Annotated in this window: 10 protein-coding genes and 1 pseudogene; 7 read left to right on the top strand and 4 right to left on the bottom strand. The window is 74.0% G+C overall.

What is annotated here, in order from left to right; all coding sequences use genetic code 11:
- Positions 1-45: 45 nt before the first annotated feature.
- On the top strand, positions 46-1,005 hold the full coding sequence (locus tag GA0070216_RS05915) for a helix-turn-helix transcriptional regulator (RefSeq protein ID WP_091240120.1): 960 nt from the start codon (positions 46-48) through the stop codon (positions 1,003-1,005).
- 339 nt (positions 1,006-1,344) lie between these two features.
- Positions 1,345-2,049 carry a VOC family protein gene (locus GA0070216_RS05910; RefSeq protein WP_091240117.1) on the top strand — a complete coding sequence of 235 codons (705 nt, stop codon included), beginning with the start codon at positions 1,345-1,347 and terminating at the stop codon, positions 2,047-2,049.
- Positions 2,050-2,214: 165 nt separating this feature from the next.
- Here GA0070216_RS05910 and GA0070216_RS05905 read toward each other — a convergent pair whose 3' ends face one another.
- Together GA0070216_RS05905 and GA0070216_RS05900 are read right to left on the bottom strand one after the other, a co-directional pair.
- Positions 2,215-2,514 carry an STAS domain-containing protein gene (locus tag GA0070216_RS05905; protein WP_091240114.1) on the bottom strand — a complete coding sequence of 100 codons (300 nt, stop codon included), beginning with the start codon at positions 2,512-2,514 and terminating at the stop codon, positions 2,215-2,217.
- Positions 2,511-6,620, bottom strand: coding sequence for a SpoIIE family protein phosphatase (locus GA0070216_RS05900; protein ID WP_091240110.1), 4,110 nt, complete (start codon positions 6,618-6,620; stop codon positions 2,511-2,513). Before GA0070216_RS05900 ends, GA0070216_RS05905 begins: the two co-directional genes overlap by 4 nt.
- 380 nt (positions 6,621-7,000) lie before the next feature.
- Here GA0070216_RS05900 and GA0070216_RS05895 point away from each other — a divergent pair, with 380 nt between their 5' ends.
- Entirely contained in the window at positions 7,001-8,017 is a 1,017-nt protein-coding gene (locus GA0070216_RS05895; protein ID WP_091240107.1) for a LacI family DNA-binding transcriptional regulator, read from the top strand.
- A 206-nt stretch (positions 8,018-8,223) separates the two neighbouring features.
- Positions 8,224-8,322: pseudogene (locus GA0070216_RS36355) on the top strand (glycoside hydrolase family 5 protein); the annotation flags it as partial.
- A 258-nt stretch (positions 8,323-8,580) separates the two neighbouring features.
- Here GA0070216_RS36355 and GA0070216_RS05885 read toward each other — a convergent pair.
- Together GA0070216_RS05885 and GA0070216_RS05880 are read right to left on the bottom strand one after the other, a co-directional pair.
- A complete protein-coding gene (locus tag GA0070216_RS05885; protein WP_091240960.1) occupies positions 8,581-9,252 on the bottom strand; it encodes a formylglycine-generating enzyme family protein in 672 nt (223 codons plus the stop codon).
- A 136-nt stretch (positions 9,253-9,388) separates the two neighbouring features.
- The gene (locus tag GA0070216_RS05880; protein ID WP_091240104.1) at positions 9,389-11,050 is read right to left on the bottom strand and encodes an FAD-binding dehydrogenase; all 1,662 of its coding nucleotides are present in this window, start codon (positions 11,048-11,050) and stop codon (positions 9,389-9,391) included.
- 96 nt (positions 11,051-11,146) lie between these two features.
- Here GA0070216_RS05880 and GA0070216_RS05875 point away from each other — a divergent pair, with 96 nt between their 5' ends.
- From GA0070216_RS05875 to kynU, 3 genes are all read left to right on the top strand, one after another.
- Entirely contained in the window at positions 11,147-12,469 is a 1,323-nt protein-coding gene (locus tag GA0070216_RS05875) for a PucR family transcriptional regulator (protein ID WP_091240100.1), read from the top strand.
- Between the two features lie 32 nt (positions 12,470-12,501).
- Positions 12,502-14,139, top strand: a complete 1,638-nt coding sequence (locus tag GA0070216_RS05870) for a copper resistance CopC/CopD family protein (protein ID WP_245722326.1) — start codon at positions 12,502-12,504, stop codon at positions 14,137-14,139.
- Positions 14,140-14,318: 179 nt separating this feature from the next.
- Entirely contained in the window at positions 14,319-15,572 is a 1,254-nt protein-coding gene (gene kynU / locus GA0070216_RS05865; protein ID WP_091240092.1) for a kynureninase, read from the top strand.
- Positions 15,573-15,593 lie beyond the last annotated feature (21 nt).

Raw genomic sequence — 15,593 nt, 5'->3', positions numbered from 1 at the left:
TACGCTCAATACCGGACAGTTTCCGCCCGGATTAGGAGGATCTCCTTGGCCAGGCCGACAGCCCGGGTCCTCGCCCTGCTGGAGATCCTCCAGTCGGGCGGCACATTCAGCGTCCCAGACCTGGCCCGCCGGCTCAGCGTCGACGAACGCACCGTCCGCCGCTACGTAACCCACCTCCTCGACCTGGACATCCCGGTCGAGGCACGCCGCGGCCGCTACGGCGGATACCGGCTCGCACCCGGATACAAGGTGCCGCCGCTCATGCTCACCGACGAAGAGGCCATCGCCATCACCCTCGGCCTTGCCGCCGGCCGCAGCGCGGGACTGGTCACCGATCACGCGGCCACCGAGAACGCCGCCGCCAAGCTGCGCCGGGTACTGCCAGCCGCCCTTGCCCGGCGCATCGACGCCCTACTGGTCACCATGGACGTCACCGGGCCGGTCCGGCAGCCCACCCCGCCCGACGCCGAGGTGCTGCTGGTGCTCGCCGAGGCAGCCCGCCACCGACACCCGGTACAGCTGACGTACACCAGCTGGCACGGCCGCTCCAGCGAACGCGACCTCGACCCGTACGGGCTGGTCTTCCACCACGGTCGCTGGTACGTCACCGGTCGCGACCACGCCAGCGGGTCCGTTCGGACGTTCCGACTCGATCGCATCGGCACCACTCACGCCACCGCCGGAGCTTTCGAGGTGCCGGCCGGGTTCGACCCCACCGGACACGTCCTCGCCGGACTCGCCTCAGTGGCCTACGCCCACGACATCTCGGTCCTGCTGCACACCAGCCTCGCCCAGGCACAGCGGCGGATCCCTCCATCTGTCGGCACACTCACCGAGGTCACCGACGGAGTACGGCTGACGACCCGAGCCGAACACCTCGACGGTGCCGCCCAGATGCTTGCCGGACTCGGCTGGCCCTTCACCATCGAACAACCCGCCGCACTCAGAGCCGAGGTGCGCGCCCTGGCCGCCCGCCTACTCACCCACGCAGACGCAGGCGAGTAGACCCGCCACAGCGGCCCCTCGACGTGGGAACGCCGGCAAGCATGAAACTCCGCTCCTGCCACGATTCAGGCGACGGCCCACGTCCACCGGCTACCCATCGTGAGCAACGGACGCGCGTCGCCGGGGCGAGCGGCACCGCAAAGGCCCCCCAGCGCCAGAGGATCACGTGCGACCAGCCGTCGGCGGTTACCCGCGCCAAGGCGTCGTGAGCATGGGCACAGCGGTCCGGGCGGTGACCATCGTCCACCGCCCGGACCTCCCGCCACCATCGCCGAGACCCCCGGCCGGGCCCGGCGCAATCGCCTTGTTGCCCCACCGGTCGGCGTCTACTGTGCGGTGATGCTCTCGGGACCCCTGACGTTGACCCTCGATGCCCAACACCCGAGCCGACTGGCGCGCTTCTGGGCCGGCCTGCTCCACCGGGAGGTCGTCGAGGACGCCACCGGTGGCGCGCTCCTATCCGGCACGGACACCCAGCTCGGCCTCCGGTTCGTCCCGAGCCCTACCCGCAAGGCCGGGCTGAACCGGATGCACCTGCACCTGACCAGTACCAGCCCTGACGACCAGCAGCGGCAGGTGGCGACCGCGCTGGATCTCGGCGGCAGCCACCTCGACGTCGGGCAGCGTCCCGAGGAGGGGCACATCGTGCTGGCCGATCCCGAGGGCAACGAGTTCTGCGTCATCGAGCCGGGCAACAACTACCTCGCCGGGTGCGGCCTGCTCGGGGAGGTCGCCTGCGACGGCACCCGGGAGGTCGGCCTGTTCTGGAGCGAGGCGTTGGGCTGGCCGCTGGTGTGGGACCAGGACCAGGAAACCGCGGTCCAGTCGCCGTACGGTGGCACGAAGGTCGCCTGGGGTGGCCCGCCCGTGGCCCCCAAACAGGGCCGCAACCGGCAGCGACTGGACCTCGCGCCCGAGGGCGACCAGCAGGCGGAGGTCGACCGACTCGTGGCGCTCGGGGCCACCCGGCTCGAGGTCGGTGCGGACGGCGACGTCGTGCTGGCCGATCCGGACGGCAACGAGTTCTGCGTGACGGCGAGCTGATCGCCCGGCCCCCGGATCTGCACTGTTCGCCATCTGCAGGGACCAGGTGCGTCGGTCACCGCCCCACCTGCACCCGTGCGGGAACAGCGGACCGGTCGCCGGAGCCTCCCGGGATTCGCCCGGGCACCCCCGTCGGCACGCCGTCCGTGCGGTCGGCCGGTCGGATCAGTCGCGGATCGTCACCGTGGTGAGGGCGCCGAGACCGGAGATCGTCAGGACGCTGTCCAGCAACGGATTCGCCACCACCCGGAGGCGGTCGACGTGGGCGAACAGCGCGGCGAGGGCGGCGCTGTCCAGGTATTCCACCGCGGTCAGGTCCACGGTCAGCCGGTGTCCGTCGACGACGGCGTCCACTATCGCGGCCCGGAACTCGTCGGCGTTACTCATGTCGATCTCGCCGGTGACGGTCAGCACCGGGGCGCCGTCGGCCCGTACGCCGGTAGCCAGGTCCAGAGGCGTGTTCATGCGGGAATCCTCGTGTGCAGCGCGACGGTGGTGCCGGCGTCGGTGGTCTGGATGTCGACGTGTGCCATCAGCGCGCGCATCAGGTTGATGCCGCGTCCCCGGTCGTGGTCGATCTCGGGCACCTTCCACCGTCCCGAGTCGACCACCGTGACGAACAGGTCCGCACCGGCGGCCACCGCGAGCAGCCGGATCAACCCGGGACGGGCGTCGCGGTGGCCGTGCTCGACCGCGTTCGCGCAGGCCTCACCAGTGGCGACGAGCACGTCCTGGGCCAGGTGCGGGTCGGCGCCGGTGCGCCGCAACCACTGTCGCAGGGTGGAACGCACCGGGGCCATCTGCGACCGGTCGGCGGGGAACGACAGTTCCAGCGGCGCCGGGTGACGGTAGAGCAGCAGGGCGATGTCGTCGTAACCGCCCTGCGGGGTCATCCGGTTCATCACCCGGTCGGCGAGCTGCTCCACCCCGGCGGTGTGATCCTCCCGGACGGCGGAGGCGGCCTGCGCGATCCCGCTGTCGAGCGACTGGCGACGGCGTTCCACCAGGCCGTCGGTGTAGAGCAGCAACACGGCACGGGGTGGGACGACGCTGATCGCGTCGGGGCGTCCGCCCCGGGACGGAATGCCCAGCGGGCTGCCCCGCCCGCCGGCCAGCAGCTCGGTGCGGCCGTCCGGGTGGGTGAGGATCGCGGGCGGGTGCCCGGCGCTGCTGTACGTCAGCTTCCCGCTCTCCGGGTCGAGGATGCCGCAGAACACCGTGGTGCAGGCCGCCCCGGGCAGCATCAGGGCGAACCGGTCCAGGGCGGTGAGCACCTGGGCCGGGCCGGACGCCTCCAGCAGCAGCGCCCGGCAGGCACTGCGCAGTTGCCCCATCACCGCGGCGGCGGGCAGGCCCCGGCCGACGCAGTCACCGACGACGATGCCGATCCGGCCGTCGGGCAGGGTCACCGCGTCGTACCAGTCGCCGCCGACCTCCAGGGGGCGGGTCGCCGGCTCGTACCGTACGGCGAAGCCGTCGGGTAGCTCGGCCGGGCCGAGGATGGACCGTTGCAGCGCGACCGCCACCTCGCGTTGCTGATCGGCGGCGTGCGCCCGGTGCAGTGCCTGCCCGAGCGCGCCGCACAGGAGCAGCAGCAGCATCTGGTCCTCAGTGCCGAAACCCCGCGCCGGGTCGAGTTCGAGCCAGATCACCAGCGGACCCTGCGGCGAGTCGACAGTGGTGCCGGCGCCGGCCGGCCGGACACCGGTGGCCGGGTCGATGGTGATCCGCAGGGGTGGTTGCGACCGCAGCGCGGTGACGGTGTCGCGGACCGGCCCGGGGAGCTGCGCCCAGTCGCTGACCGGCGTGCCGGTCAGCGTCGGTACGCCGTTCGGTTGCCAGTGGGCGGCGAGCACCCGGTGCGCCTGCCACAGTTGGCGCAGCTCCTCCACCCCGGCGCGCAACGCCTCCGTGGTGCTGGCGGCCCGGGACAGCCGCTGGTTGAGGGCGCTGAGGGCGGTCTCCCGCTGCACCGCGTACCGTTCGGCGGTGACGTCGCGGATGGTGCCGACCACCATCCGCCGGCCGTGGTCGTCGGTGACCGCGTTGAAGGCGACCGCCGTCCAGAGCCGGTGGCCGTCGCGGTGCCGCAGCGGCACCACGAACGAGCCGTGGGTCACCGTCATGGCCTGCGAGAACGCGTCGGCCACCAACCGGTGCGCCGACGGGTCGGTGGCGTCGTCGGGCCACCACGGATACCGGGGACGGTAGGGCAGGCCCTCCGGGCCGTAGCCGAACAGGTCGGCGAAGGCGGTGTTCATCTCCACCAGCGCGCCGTCGGCGTCGAGGACGAAGAAACCCTCCTGCAATGAGTTGATCATCGCGGCCCGCCAGTTGGCATGGTGGTTGCGCAACCGGGCCAGGTCGACGTTGGCCCGGACCCGGGCCAGCAACTCCTCGGCGGGGAACGGCTTGACGAGGTAGTCGTCGGCACCGGCCTCCAACCCCTCGACGGCGGCCTCCTGACCGGCGCGGGCCGACAGCAGCAGCACCGGCACCCCCATGGTGCGGGGTTCCGCGCGCAGCGCGGCGACCAGTTCGAGGCCGTCCAGACCGGGCATCATCACGTCGCTGACGATCAGGTCGGGCAGGTCGGCCCGGGCCCTGGCCAGGGCGGCGAGTCCGTCCCCCACGGCGGTGACGTCGTACCGGGAACGCAGCAGCCGGTGCAGGTAGTCGCGCATGTCGGCGTTGTCGTCGGCGACGAGCACCCGGGGACGGTCCGGGCCGGGGTGGTCGGTCGACGGTGGCTCCGGCACCGGCCGGTCGTCGACGTCGCCGGCGGGCAGCCAGCGCAGCGCCTCCCGAACGAACGGCTCGGCGGTGTCCGACGGCACCGGCGCGCCGACGCCGGTGACGACGTGCTCGGCGGGCAGGTGGGCCACGCCGAACGGCAGCCGTACGGTGAAGGCGGTGCCGACGTCCGGGGTGCTGTCGACGGTGATCGTGCCACCGTGCAGGCCGACCAACTCCTGCACCAGGGCCAGTCCGATGCCGCTGCCCTCGTGGGACCGGGACCGGGCCTGCGGCACCCGGTGGAACCGCTCGAACAACCGGGGGATCTCGTCGGCCGGCACCCCGACGCCGGTGTCGACGACCTGGACCGTCGGCATGCCGTCGCGCTCGGCGACGGAGACCCGGATGCCGCCCTGGAAGGTGAACTTCAGGGCGTTGCTGAGCAGGTTGAGGACCACCTTCTCCCACATCGTCCGGTCGACGTGGACCGGTCGGGACAGCGGCGGACAGTCCACGTCCAGGGTGAGGCCGGCCCGTTCGACCGCCGCCCGGAACACGCTGGCCAGCTCGGCGGTGAACCGGGCCAGGTCGACGGGCTCGTAGCTCGCCTGCATCCGGCCGGCCTCGATGCGGGAGAAGTCGAGCAGCGCGGTGACCAGCTTACCCAGTCGCAACGCGTTGCGGTGCATGACCTCCAGCTCGTCGCGGACCTGCTCGTCCTGGTCGCCCAGCCGGGCCCGCAGCTCCTGCAACGGCCCGCTGATCAGGGTGAGCGGGGTACGGAACTCGTGGCTGATGTTGGAGAAGAACGCCGTCTTGGCCCGGTCCAGCTCCACCAGTTCCTCGGCCCGCTGCTGCTGCACCTCGTAGGCCACCGCACCGTTGATCAGGGCGGCGGTCTGCTGGGCGACCAGGTCGAGGAAGGTGCGGTAGCCGTCGTCGAGCGCCCGGCCGGCGCTGGCGGCCAGGACGATGACGCCGATGTCCTCGGCGCCGGTCTCGCCGTGCAACGGCAGCACGACGGCCTCGGTCGGCGCGGTCTGCCAGCCGCCGGTCGGCAGTTCGCCGACGCGGGTGACGACATCGGTGACGTGGGCCGGCCGGCCGTCGGCAAGGACCTCGGCCACCGGCCACACCGGCGGCGCAGACCCGTCGCACCGGTCGACCTCACCGGCCAGGGTGCTGGCGGCCAGGCGCAGCTCGTCACCGCGGGTACGCAGGTGCACCGCCGCGTACGGCACGTCGACCGCGGACCGGCCGAGCGACCCGGCGACCAGCTCACACGCCTCGTCCACGGTCCGGGCGGTGCCGGCCTGGGCGCCCAGGTCCTGCAACGCGGCGAGCCGACGCTGGCCGATCACCCGCTCGGTGGTGTCGCTGACCGCGGTGAAGACGCCGCGCACCACGCCGTCGTCGTCGTGCAGCGGGCTGTAGGAGTACGTCCAGTACGTCTCCTCCCAGTAGCCGTGCCGGTTCATCGGCAGCAGCAGGTCCTCCGACCAGGTCGCCTCGCCGGTCTCCACCACGCCGCGCAGCATCGGCCCGATGATGTGCCAGATCTCGGCCCACACCTGGTCACCGGGCTTGCCCAATGCGGGGTGTTTACTGCCGAGCAGGGGGCCGTAGGCGTCGTTGTAGATGAACCGCAGCTCCGGCCCCCACCACACGATCATGGGGAACCGGGAGGTCAGGCAGATCCGGGTGGCGGTACGCAGGCTGGCCGGCCATCCCTCGACCGCGCCGAGGGAGGTGGCGGACCAGTCGAAGGCGCGCATCCGCGCGGCCATCTCGCTGGTGCCGGTGAACACGGAACGCCACGCCTGAGCCTCGGCCATCGCCGCCCTGTCCTCCCGCACGTCTCGCGCAGGGACGACCGCGTGTCCGCGGGTCGCCGCCGGCCACCGACAGAGGTTCCTGCCGTCCGCGTACCAGCATGCCGTATGCACAACCGGAGTCGAAATCGGGTCGGGCGGGCGGTTGACCCGGACGGCCGGCCGAGGGCGGACGGATCAGCCCCGCATCCGGGACATGAAAGCCGTACCGGACACTTCCGTTTCGGGAAAGTTTCGACGCCACTGTCGGGCTCCGGCACCCCCGGGCCCCGACGAACGTCGATTGCGAGCCGCCGAACCGCCGAGCCGGGCAGGCCGTCCCCCGACTTCCGAAACTTTCGGGCTATGCTGCCGACGGGCGTACGACTGCAAGGGAGACGGGCATGGCGGAGGACCGGGCGACGCTGTCGGAGATCGCAACCGCCGCGGGGGTGTCCGTCCCCACCGTCTCGAAGGTGCTCAACGGCCGACCCGACGTCGCTCCGGCGACCCGACGTCGCATCCAGGATCTGCTCGACCGACGGTCGTACACGGCCCGCCGGGCACCCTCGATGCCCGGTGCCGCCGGCCTCATCGATCTGGTCTTCCGGGACCTCGGCAGCCCCTGGGCGATGCAGATCCTCGACGGCGTCGAGGAGTTGGCCTACCGGGCGGGCGTCGGGGTGGTCGTCTCCGCCGTGCACGGCCGCAGCCGCACCCGCCCCGACCGGAGGTGGATCGAACAGCTCTCCAAGCGCCGGTGCGACGGGGTGCTGCTCGTCCTGTCCGACCTGTCCCCCAGCCAGCAGGTCCAACTCGACGAGCTGGGCATCCCGGTGGTCATCATCGACCCGGCCGGCCAGCCCGGCGCGGGCATCCCCTCGGTGGGCGCGACCAACTGGTCCGGGGGCGTGGCCGCCGCCGAACACCTGCTCGACCTGGGTCACCACCGGATCGCGGTGATCGGCGGGCCACCGACCGTGCCGTGCAGCCGCGCCCGGGTCGACGGGTACCGGGCCGCGATGAACGCCGCCAACCGCAAGATCCCCGCCGGGTACATCCGGCACGGCGACTTCACCTCCCCGTCGGGCTACCGGGAGATGAACGCCCTGCTCGACCTCGCCCAGCCGCCCACCGCCGTGTTCGCCTGCGCCGACGAGATGGCGCTGGGCGCCTACGAGGCGCTCTACGAGCGAGGCGCCCGGGTCCCCGACGACATCAGCATCGTCGGCTTCGACGACCTCGACTCCGCCCGCTGGGCCGCCCCGCCGCTGACCACCGTCCGTCAGCCGCTCGCCGAGATGGCCGGCATGGCGACCCGGATGCTGCTGTCCCTGATCGCCGGGGAAGGGCTGGACAGCCACCGGATCGAGCTGGCCACGCCGCTGGTCGTGCGGCACAGCACCCGACGCGTGCCCTGACCCCGACCGTCGACGCCCGGCCGGTACGAAAGACCCGTGCCCGCCGGGCGGGCGGCAACTCCCACGCCTCGGGTCCCCGGGAGCAACCGCCGACCGGGGCGGCGGCTGCTGCCGGACTCACCCGGCACCGACATGTTGCGGGGACGTTAAGGGCACCCTAGTTCCACTTCTACGCCGCGTCGCACCGCGACAACTACCGGGCCGAACTGGAGCGGGCCGCCGCCCGGCCGCCGATGTTCGTCACCGAGTTCGGCGCCGTCACCTACACCGGCGGCGGCGCCGTGGACGCGGCGAGCAGCAACGCGTGGCTGGACCTGCTGGACCGCTTGAAGATCAGCTACGCGAACTGGACCTACTCCGACGCCGACGAGGGCAGCGCCGCCTTCCGCCCCGGCACCCGCTCCGGCGGCACCTACACCGGCACCGGTGTGCTCACCGAGTCGGGCGTCTACCTGCGCAACCGGCGGACAACTTCCCCACCAGCTGAGCCGTACCACCACCGCGCGACGCCCCCTCCCCGCGGGGCGTCGTCGCGTCGACCCGGGGTGTGCCGGTGCGGGGACTCAGCCCGGCAGGGAACGGGCCAGCCGGAAGCCGACGTCGTCGATGCGGAACGTCGGGTGGCTGCGACGACGCACCGAGGCCCGGCAGCTCCAGTGTTCGTCGTACCAGCCGCCCCCGCGCAGCACCCGGTAGCTGCCGTACACCTCGGCGTCGTAGACGTCCCAGCACCACTCCCAGGCGTTGCCGAGCATGTCGTACAGGCCCCACGGGTTGGGTTCACGGTCGCCCACCGGGTGCAACCGCTCACCGGAGTTGCCCCGGTACCAGGCGATCTCGTCGAGCGGCCCGTAGCGCGGGCCCGTGGTGCCGGCGCGGCAGGCGTACTCCCACTCGGCCTCGGTCGGCAGCCGGTAGCCGTCGGCGGTCGGGTCCCACTCCACGGTGCTCCGGTCGCCGTCCACGTCCGCACCGTCGTCGGGCAGCCGGTACGCCGGGGTCAGCCCCTCCCGGCGGGACAGCGCGACGCAGAAGCGCACCGCGTCCGCCCAGGACACCCCCTCGACGGGGAGCCGGTCGCCCCGGGCGGTGCTCGGCCGTTCCCCGGTCACCCGGGCGTACCACCCCTGGGTGACCGGCACGACGCCGAGCCGGTACGCGGCCACCCCGACCGACCAGCGGCGCTCGGTGCGCCGGTCGGACAGGGTCACCCGGCCCGGCGCGACGGTCACCATCGCGGTCAGCGCGTCGTCGTCCACGAAAGACGATCGTACTGGGGCCGCGGCCGACCCGGACGGGCCCCCGCCAGCACCGCGCGCGCGGTCGGGACGGACGAAGCGAGCGGCGCCGGCCGTGCCGCAGAGGCCGCCGTCAGGTGGCGGTGGCCGCCGCCGCAGCGCGCCCGGCGGTACGGCCGGAGAACAGACAGCCACCGAGGAAGGTGCCCTCCAGCGCGTTGTAGCCGTGCATGCCCCCGCCGCCGAAGCCGGCGACCTCACCGGCCGCGTACACCCCACCCAGCGGTTCCCCGTCCGGGCGCAGCACCCGGGCGGACAGGTCGGTGTGCAGCCCGCCGAGGCTCTTGCGGGTCAGCACGTGCAGTTGCACCGCGATCAGCGGCCCGGCCGCCGGATCGAGCAGCCGGTGCGGGGTGGCGACCCGGATCAGCCGGTCGCCCCGGTAGCGGCGCGCGCCCCGGATCGCGGTCAGCTGGGCGTCCTTGCCGAACGGGTGGGCGACCTCGCGGTCACGCGCCTCGACCAGGGCGGTCAGGGCCGCCGTGTCGAGCTGCGGCCCGCCGGTCTCGGCGGCCAGCTTGTTCATCCCGGCCACCAGCTCCGGCAGGGTGTCGGCGACGACGAAGTCGGCCCCGTTGCGCTTGAACGCCTCCACCGGCCCGGGTGCGCCCGGCCGGACCCGTTGCAGCACCTGCCGGACGCTGCGGTTGGTCAGGTCCGGATTCTGCTCGGAGCCCGACAGCGCGAACTCCTTCTCGATGATCTTCTGGGTGAGCAGGAACCAGCTGTAGTCGTGGCCGGTGCCGCGCAGGTGCCGCAGGGTGGCCAGGGTGTCGAAGCCGGGGAACAGTGGCGCTGGCAGTCGCGCCCCGGTGGCGTCGAGCCAGAGTGAGGACGGGCCGGGCAGGATCCGGATGCCGTGCTCGGGCCAGATCGGGTCCCAGTTGCGCAGCCCCTCCGTGTAGTGCCACATCCGGTCCGGGTTGATCACCTGCCCGCCGGCGGTCTCGGTGATGGCGAGCATCCGGCCGTCGACGTGGGCGGGGACCCCGGCGACCATCCGGGTCGGCGGGGTGCCGAGCCGGGCCGGCCAGGCCCGCCGGACCAGGTCGTGGTTGCCGCCGATGCCGCCCGAGGTGATGATCACGGCCTGCGCGCCGTGGCTGAAGTCGCCGACGACCTCCCGGGAGCTGCTGCGTCCGCGCGGCGCGTCGTCGGGGGCGAGGACCGTGCCGCGTACCCCGGTGACCACACCGCCGGTGGTGACGAGTTCGTCGACCCGGTGCCGGAACAGCAGCGTCACCCGGCCCTGGGTGACGGCATCGTGGACCCGCCGGGCGAACGGCTCCACCACGCCGGGGCCGGTGCCCCAGGTGACGTGGAACCGGGGGACGGAGTTGCCGTGCCCGTGGGCCGCTCCCCCGCCCCGCTCGGCCCAGCTGACCACCGGGAAGACCCGGTGGCCCATCGACCGCAGCCAGGCCCGCTTCTCCCCGGCCGCGAAGTGGACGTACGCCTGCGCCCAGCGACGCGGCCAGTGGTCCTCCGGGCGGTCGAAGGCGGCGCTGCCGGTCCAGTCCTGCCAGGCCAGCTCGACCGAGTCGCGGATGCCCATCCGCCGCTGCTCGGGTGAGTCGACGAAGAAGAGCCCGCCGAACGACCAGAAGGCCTGCCCGCCGAGATTCTCCGCCGACTCCTGGTCCAGCAGCAGCACCCGACGGCCCGCATCGGCGGCCTCGGCGGCGGCGACCAGGCCGGCCAGGCCGGCGCCGATCACGATGACATCCGTGTCCATGGGCCGACCCTACGTACGGGGGTGCCAAAATGATCCGCGCCGGGGTGCAGGATTCACCCCTGAGGTTGTCATCCAGATGACAAATGGAGGTCGGTCGTGTCGGATGCTCTGCTCGACATCGAGCCCGGCCTCGCCGGCCTCGCCCCGGCCGTCGGCGACCACCTGCGGGGGCTGCGCGGCGCCCTGCACGCGCGGATCCTCGGCACCGTCCGGGCGGCGATGCGGGAGCAGGGCCGGTCGCTGACCGGTGGGCAGGGGCAGGGCCTGGCCCTGGGGGTGCAGACCGCCGTCGACACCTTCGTCGACGCCGTCGCCGACCCCGGGCGGGAGCTGACCGCGACCCGGGAGGTGTTCCACGCCCTGGGCCGCACCGAATACCGCGAGGGTCACCGGGTGGACGCCCTGCGTACCGTGCTGACCCTCGGGGCCCGCGACATCTGGGCCTTCCTGGTCGAACACACCACCAGCGCGGCGGGGCGGAACCCCGGCCCGGCCCCGGCCGACCTGTACGTGATCGCCGGGGCGCTGTTCGGCTACGTCGACGCGTTGGCCGGCGCCGCCGCCGAGGGGTTCCTCGACGAGCAACGGGACACCGCCCAGGACTGGGCCACCACCCGACGTCGCCTGGTCACCCTGCTCGTGCAGCCCGACCCGCCGGCCGAGGCGGTGCTGCGCGCCGCCGCGGACGCGGCCCGCTGGCCGTTGCCGACGACCCTGGCGGTGCTCAGCGTCGACGGCACCGACGCCGAGCAGGTGGCCCGGGGCATCGGCGCGGGCGCGGTGGCCGCCGTCATCGGTGACGCCGTCCGGGTGGTGCTGCCCGATCCCGGTACGCCGGGTCGGCTCGACCGGGCCCGGCAGGCGCTGGTCGGACGGCGGGCCGCCCTCGGGCCGACGGTCGAACGGCACCGGGCGCGGCTGTCGTACCGGCTGTCCCGTCGGGCGTTGACCCTGCACCAGCACGGCGCGCTCGGCCGGGAGCCGGTGGTGTCCTGCGACGACCATCTGCTCGGCCTGCTCACCGCCTGGGAGCCGGGCCTGGCCGCCCACCTCGCCGACACCGTGCTGGCCCCGCTGGCCGGGCTCCGGCCGACCGCCCGGCGGGCCCTGGCGGAGACCCTGCACGGCTGGCTGCGCCGGCAGGGGCAGGTGGTGGCGGTCGCCGAGGACCTGCACACCCACCCGCAGACGGTCCGTTACCGGATGCGGCAGCTGCGCACCCTGTTCGGCCCGGCCCTGGACGACCCGGACGCCCGACTCGTGCTGACCCTGGCCCTGCGCCAGCAGCCCACCGGCGCGGCGGACCAGCAGCCGGACCGCGCGCAAGACCAGCTGCCGACCGGCGGTGCGGACCCGCGATTCGCCGACGGCGTGGACCGGCGACCGGCCGGGGGCGCAGATCGGTACCGCTCCGGTTGAACCATGTGATCATCAGATCCGAACCACTGGGTGTGCGTACCACCCGTTCCGCCGTGCTGCTGGGGTTGCTCCTCGCGCTGCTGTCCGTACCGCTGGCTCCGGCGACCCCGGCCGCCGCCCACGCCGCGCTGGTCGCGACGAGCCCGGTCCGGGACGCGGTGATCAGCGCCCCGCCCGGGGAGGTGGTGCTGGTCTTCAGCGAGGCGGTCTCGCCGGTCATCGGCCGGGTGCAGGTGCTCGGCCCGGACGGGCGACGGGTCACCGTCGGGGAGCCGGTCGCGCAGGGGGCGACCCTGCGGATTCCGGTGCGGGTGCCGGACCGGCCGCTCGGCACCTACCTGGTCAGCTACCGGGTGATCTCGGCGGACAGCCACCCGGTCGCCGGCAGCTTCGCCTACTCCGCCGGTGCGCCGTCGGCGACACCGCCGGAGCCGGTGGCCGTGGACGAGCGGCCCGCCGGGGCGTGGACTCCCGCCGCCCGGTACGTCGGCTACCTGGGCCTGGTGCTGGCGGTCGGCCCCACGTTGCTCGGTGCCGTCCGGTGGCCCCGCCGTCGTCGCCGTCGCGCGGTGACCGCCACCGGGTACGTCGGCCTCGCCCTGGTGGCCGTGGGCACCGCCGGGACCTGGGTGGCGCAGGCCGCGGACATGGTCGGGGTGCCGGTTGGCGGGCTGTCGCGCGGTGACCTCGCGGCGGTGGCGGGCAGCGACATCGGGCCGGTGCTCGGCGCCCGGCTGGCGCTGGCCGGGGCCGCCGCCGTGCTGCTGCCGGCGGTGGCCGGTGGGCGGGCCGGTCGGGGCCGGCGGGTGGCGCTGACGGTGGTGGGTCTCGCCGGCCTGCTGACCTGGCCGCTGGCCGGGCATCCGGTGGCCTCCCCGCTGCCGCCGGTGAGCATCCTGGCCGACGTGGTGCACCTGGCCGGAATGAGCGTGTGGCTGGGCGGGCTGTTCACCCTGGCGGTGTTCCTGCTGCCCGGCACCCACCGGCGGGTGCTGGCCCGGGTCCTGCCGGCCTGGTCGCGGTGGGCGACCATCGCGGTGGGCTGGCTGGTCGCCTCCGGGGTCGGGCAGGCCGCGATCGAACTCGGTCGGCCCGGCGCGCTGTTCGGCACCGACTACGGTCGGCTGCTCTGCGCCAAGGCGGCCCTGCTCGCCGCCGTGCTCGGCGTCGCGGCCTGGCAGCGCCGGATGGTGCGCGGCGGCGAGGCCGCCGACCGGCCCCGCCGGGTGGCGCGGGCGGCCGGGGTGGAACTCGCCGCCACCGCGGTGGTGTTGGCGCTGACCGCCGTGCTGGTGCAGACCCCGCCGGGCCGGACCGCCGACACCCAGGCCGCCCGCGCCACCCGCGAGGGCGTCGCACAGACCCTCACCAGCGGTAGCTACACCCTCCAGTTCGACATCTATCCGGTACGGGTGGGTGTGCCGAACTCGTTGCACGCCTACGTCTACACCCCGCAGGGGCAGCCGCTGCCGGTGGTGCAGTGGACGGTCAGCCTCGCCCTGCCGTCGGCCGGGATCGAACCGATGGTCGTGCCGGTGGACACCCCGGAGCCGCACCACGGCAGCGCCGAGATCAGCCTCCCGGCGCGCGGGGAATGGACGATCCGGTTCACCGTCCGCACCAGCGACATCGACCAGGCCACCGTCACGGCCACCGTGCCGGTCGGCTGACCGGCGGTCGGCCCGGCCGGGACGTCCGGCCGGCCGGCGGCGGCAGGGTCCGGGTGCCGGGGCAGTGGCCGGGCCCGGAGCTGGGGCCAGGGCGGGGCCCGGGGCGGTGGGCGCGGTGGGTCGGCGGGACGATCGGCTAGCCTGCATCGGCCCGGGTATCCGGGCGGAGGGAGGGCACCATGACCGCACAGACATCCCGGCGGGTCGCGCAGGAGTGGGACGCCGCCGATCCGCTCGCCGGGCTGCGGGACCGGTTCGTGGTGGACGACCTGTGCTACCTCGACGGCAACTCGCTGGGCCGGCTGCCGTCCGCCACCGGCGGCCACCTGGCCGGGCTGGTCCGCGACGGCTGGGGCACCGAACTGGTCCGGAGCTGGCCGACCTGGATCGAGTGGCCGCGCCGCATCGGTGACCGGATCGCCGCCCACGCGCTGGGCGCCCGCGAGGGCGAGGTGATCGTCTCCGACTCGACCTCGGTCAACCTCTACAAGCTGGCCGCCGCCGCCCTCGACGCCCGGCCGGGCCGGGGCACGATCCTGGCCGACGCCGAGGAGTTCCCCACCGACCGGTACCTGCTGGAGGGGCTGGCCGCGCAGCGCGGGCACACCCTGCGGTTGCTCCCCTCCGACCTCGACGAAGGGTTGGACCAGGCCACCCTGGTCGAGTCGCTGACCGAGGACGTGGCCCTGGTGGTGCTGTCGGCGGTGTCGTACCGCTGCGGGGCGCTGCTGGACGTGGCGGCGGTGACGGCCGCCGCCCGGCGGGTCGGCGCGTTGGTGCTGTGGGACCTCTCGCACGCGGTCGGCTCGGTGCCGCTGGCGCTGACCGACGCCGGTGTCGACCTCGCGGTCGGCTGCACCTACAAGTACCTCAACGGCGGCCCCGGCGCACCGGCGTTCCTCTATGTGCGGCGGGAGTTGCAGGAGTCGCTGCGGCAGCCGATCTGGGGGTGGTTCGGCCAGCGCGACCAGTTCCGGATGGGTGCCGGCTACGACCCCGCGCCCGGCCCGGAGCGGTTCCTGGTGGGCACCCCGCCGGTGCTGGGGATGGCCGCCCTCGACCCGGCCCTGGACGTGCTGGCCGACGCCGGGACGGACCGGGTCCGCGAGAAGTCGGTACGGCTCGGCGAGCTGATCATCGAACTGGCCGACGCCTGGCTCGTCCCGCACGGCTTCCGGCTCGCCTCCCCGCGCGAGCCGGGCCGGCGCGGCGGGCACGTGTCGCTGCACCACCCGGAGGCGCTGCGGATCTCCCGCGCCCTGGTCGACGCCGGGGTGGTCGGTGACTACCGGGTGCCCGACCGGCTGCGGCTCGGCCCGGCGGCGCTCTACACCCGCTACGTCGACGTGTGGGACGCGATGGACCGGCTGCGGGACATCGCCGAGCGGCAGGCCTGGACCGCAGTGCCGACGGAGCCGTCCCGGGTCACCTGAGCCGGTCCGGACAGATCCCGG

Origin of the sequence: Micromonospora matsumotoense, assembly GCF_900091525.1 — a bacterium.
In the GTDB taxonomy this organism is placed as follows: domain Bacteria; phylum Actinomycetota; class Actinomycetes; order Mycobacteriales; family Micromonosporaceae; genus Micromonospora; species Micromonospora matsumotoensis.
This window is presented reverse-complemented; position numbering and strand designations above follow the sequence as displayed.